At 36.0% G+C, this 3,777-nt stretch carries 6 protein-coding genes; 2 read left to right on the top strand and 4 right to left on the bottom strand.

Features of this window, described 5'->3' with window-relative positions:
- Both Q0W26_RS11710 and Q0W26_RS11705 read right to left on the bottom strand, forming a co-directional pair.
- Positions 1 to 670 (bottom strand): AAA family ATPase (locus Q0W26_RS11710; protein WP_298525667.1); only part of this gene is annotated, 670 nt, incomplete at its 3' end.
- A 9-nt stretch (positions 671 to 679) separates the two neighbouring features.
- Positions 680 to 871 carry a hypothetical protein gene (locus Q0W26_RS11705; protein WP_298525665.1) on the bottom strand — a complete coding sequence of 64 codons (192 nt, stop codon included), beginning with the start codon at positions 869 to 871 and terminating at the stop codon, positions 680 to 682.
- Positions 872 to 1,041: 170 nt separating this feature from the next.
- Here Q0W26_RS11705 and nudC point away from each other — a divergent pair, with 170 nt between their 5' ends.
- The gene (gene nudC / locus Q0W26_RS11700) at positions 1,042 to 1,833 is read left to right on the top strand and encodes an NAD(+) diphosphatase (RefSeq protein ID WP_298525664.1); all 792 of its coding nucleotides are present in this window, start codon (positions 1,042 to 1,044) and stop codon (positions 1,831 to 1,833) included.
- Here nudC and Q0W26_RS11695 read toward each other — a convergent pair.
- Together Q0W26_RS11695 and Q0W26_RS11690 are read right to left on the bottom strand one after the other, a co-directional pair.
- Positions 1,804 to 2,982: a MalY/PatB family protein gene (locus Q0W26_RS11695; protein ID WP_298525662.1), complete on the bottom strand. Its 1,179-nt coding sequence runs from the start codon at positions 2,980 to 2,982 to the stop codon at positions 1,804 to 1,806. The two genes, nudC and Q0W26_RS11695, sit on opposite strands and share 30 nt — an antisense overlap.
- Positions 2,969 to 3,484: a nitroreductase family protein gene (locus Q0W26_RS11690; protein WP_298525659.1), complete on the bottom strand. Its 516-nt coding sequence runs from the start codon at positions 3,482 to 3,484 to the stop codon at positions 2,969 to 2,971. The genes Q0W26_RS11695 and Q0W26_RS11690 overlap by 14 nt, the downstream gene beginning before the upstream one ends.
- Before the next feature lie 58 nt (positions 3,485 to 3,542).
- On the opposite strand from Q0W26_RS11690, the gene Q0W26_RS11685 reads away from it, so the two are divergent.
- The coding region (locus tag Q0W26_RS11685; RefSeq protein WP_298525656.1) for a DUF308 domain-containing protein at positions 3,543 to 3,777 on the top strand (235 nt) is incomplete at its 3' end.

Below are 3,777 nucleotides of genomic sequence, written 5' to 3'. Positions count from 1 at the left end.
TGAGAATCATATACCTTAAAAAATCATTGATTAAGAAAGAATCGGCATCTATTTCCTTTATAAAATCCTCATAGCGAATTATTCGATAAATGGTTTTTAACAATGAAAATTTTTCACAATCCTTTTGCTGAACCACTTCAGGCATTCCCCCATATTTCAAATATTCAATGAAAAATTCTTTATCGGATTTGTCTTCATCAGTGAATTCCTTTTTAAATTGGAGAAATTCCTTAAATGAAAATGGATAAACCTCTAAGAAAAGTGATCTTCCACCAAGAGAATTATGGCCTAAAGTGTAGAATTGGGAATAGTTTATTGCCGCTGTGACATCGCAGTTATTCCAAGACCTAAAACTGTTTACAACAAATTGCCAATTCTCAAATTCCTCGACATGGTCAAAAAACAGATGGATTTTACCTTCAATTCCATCTATCTTATCTTTGATATTCTGATAAATCTCATAAGAGCTTGCCGAATAATAATCCATTGACCGGAAGGACAGATAAAAAATATTCCCCTCACTGACACCCCTGCTTTTAAGTTCGTCAATGACACTTTTAATCAATGTGGTCTTACCAGACATCCTAACTCCGGTCAGCAGCAGAACTGTATCCCTTGAGTCAAAATCAATAATTTTTTCAATTAAATCATCACGTTTTAAAACATCCATAGAAACCACCTAAAATTTGATATCGCTCTCCTTTAAAAGTTTTTGCTGATAAGTCTGTTCCTGGTCCTGCAAATCATTGATTAGATAGACATATCTTTCAATTTCAAAGAAATCATCACTATCACAAGATTTAGATTCCAGACAGTCAATAATCAGGTCAAATTGTTCCTTTCTTAAAACGAGCTCTACCCATTGCCCCATAATATCACCTCTTATGATTAATTACTCCAAATAATTTATTAAAGATTATTTTTTGGATTAAATAGCAAATCATTTAAAAAATGTTTCTCCCAGAACAATTTTACGAAGTCAGAACAATTTTTCAAAGTGACAGCAATAATTTAATAAACATTTAATATAAACCATTAAACATGATAGAAAAGTCCATTTATGAAGATTACGAGATTGATTTCAGTGATTCATACTCAAGCGATGATGCTTATTACTTTATTTTCAACAACGAAAGAGAATTATATTTAAATGAGGACAAAACATTACCTACTGACATTAACAGCGTTAATGTTGATTTTAAATTATATATCGGCAGATATAAAAACAAGGACGTCTTTGTCGTTAATGTCATCGCCAATGAAACATTTTTCAATTTAAAAGAAGTGTACGACATTAACAAAGACCTATATTTAATGGCAACTAAAGCGGTTTTGGTGAGGGACTGGTATATCTCCCACCAATTTTGTGGTCGGTGCGGAGTGAAGACCCTCTTAGATGAAAAGGACATGATGTTAAAATGCCCTTCATGTGGTCAAGTGCACTATCCTCGCATCGCTCCTGCAATTATTGTGGCAGTTAGAAATGAGGACAAATTGCTGATGGCCCAGCATAGCTATCATGAAAACATCAGATATGCCCTTGTTGCAGGTTTTGTAGAACCTGGCGAATCCATTGAAGAAGCAGTGCACAGAGAAGTGGCTGAAGAGATAGGAATAAATATTAAAAACTTAGAATACCAGAAAAGCCAATCATGGCCATTTCCAAATTCCCTGATGCTTGCATTTACTGCCGAGTATGAGTCAGGGGAAATTAAAGTTGATGGTGATGAGATTGTCAGAGCCAAATGGTTTGCTAAAGACGAAATAATCAGATATGACTCAGACATCAGCATTTCAGACTGGCTAATACAATCCTTTATTGATAATGTTTAAGGCAGTTATGCCTGCCTTAAGTCTTCCCAATCCTTCCCTTAACAATTCTGGAGGGCATGCAATGTTCATTCTCAAAAATCCATCACCGCATTGGCCAAAATCACTTCCGGCAGACAGGAATAGTCCCTGATTTGTTCTTAAAAAACCAGATAATACTTTTGAAGGCACTTTCAATGCTGAACAATCCAACCACAGCAAATAAGTTGCATCGCATCGAACCAACTTCACAATTGGAAGTTCACTTGCCAAATAATCATTAACAATCAACTTATTTTCATGCAAAACTTCTTTTAGTTCCTCCAACCAATCTTCAGATTCATTGTATGCCGCAATTACTGCTGCTGTTGCAAATACATTGCATGAATCCGAGTTGTCAATGTGCATCTGGGTTTTGATTTTTTCCAGAAGATGAATGTTTTTAGTGTGGACTATTGAACTTTGAAATCCTGCAATATTAAATGATTTTGAAGGAGACAAGCAAGTTATTGCTTTATCATAATCGCTGGATGTTTCAAATGGATTGTATTTTGCATCAGGATCTGTCAAATCACAGTGAATCTCATCGCTGATTAAAACAACATCATTCTTCCTGCATAGCTCGCCGATTTTTGCAATGTCCTCCTTTGACCAGATTTTGCCAACGGGATTATGAGGATTGCACAATATCATCAATTTGGATTTAGATAATTTTTCATCCAAATCATCAAAATCGATAGAATAGATTCCATTTTCATAATTTAATTGGTTTTCCAATACATTGCGGTTATTGTCTTCAATCACATAGAAAAATACATGATATACTGGAGATTGGATTACAATATTGTCCCCCACATCAGTCAGGCACCTAATCATTGAAGATATTGAAGGCATGACACCAGTTGAGTATAACATGTGCTCTTTTGACATTTTAAAGCCATATCTTCTATCCCACCACCTGATGTATGATTCGAACAGCGCATCAGGAACAATAGTGTATCCATATACTGGATGAGATGCTCTTTTTTGAACTGCCTTTTCGATAGCTGGAGCAACCTTGAAGTCCATGTCCGCTACCCACATCGGATAGTCATCGTCAAACAAATCCCATTTTAGGGAATTGGTGTTTTTTCTATCGATTACGCTTTCAAAATCGTATTTAATATTTTTCATAATGAATCCTCGAGTCGTCGAATTTGTCCATGAACTTGTTTTCCCAGCCTTCGGCAGGATATCCTATTGTGATTATGCAGAATGGAATCTGGTTTTCATTGTCAAGACCGAATATCCCAGCAATCTTTTCCATTGTCTCTTCTGTCGGTGCTACACCGTTCCAAAGACCTCCCAATCCAAGATTGACCGCTTCAAGCAGCATGTTTTCAGCTGCCGCTGACATGTCCTGCTGCCAGTGAAGCTTATAGAATGCCCTTTCGATATTGGCAACGAGCAAAATGGCAACCGGTGCAGTTTTGACCCTAGGTTTGATTTCAGCGATTTTATCCAAAGTTTCACGGTTTCTGATTACTACAAATTCCCAAGGCTCTGCACCAAGTCTTGATCCAGGTGCCTGCATTCCCGCCTTGAGGATTTTTAGAATATCTTCATCACTTACATCCTGTTTAGTATATTCACGAATACTTCGTCTATTGTTTATAATTTCTTCAAAATCAGACATAATATTAAATAACATTTAATTGATATATAAAATTAGCTTATTTAAAGGAGGTGACACAATGGACTTCAACAAAGGTGCTGGAATCCTATCCATTATATTGGGACTGCTATTCATAGTATTTCCTATGTTTTCCGCAGGATTGATTTCAATAATCGTTGGCTTAAGCTTGCTGTTCTTCGGTATTGCGACAGTATTTTTGGGAATCAACATGAGACATGGTTTTGATATGTTTGCAATAGCGACAATAATCATCGGAGTTATAGCGATAATATTCGGATTCCTGTTCATATTCT

Origin of the sequence: uncultured Methanobrevibacter sp., from assembly GCF_947169325.1 — an archaeon.
Classification (GTDB): Archaea; Methanobacteriota; Methanobacteria; order Methanobacteriales; family Methanobacteriaceae; genus Methanocatella.
This window is presented reverse-complemented; position numbering and strand designations above follow the sequence as displayed.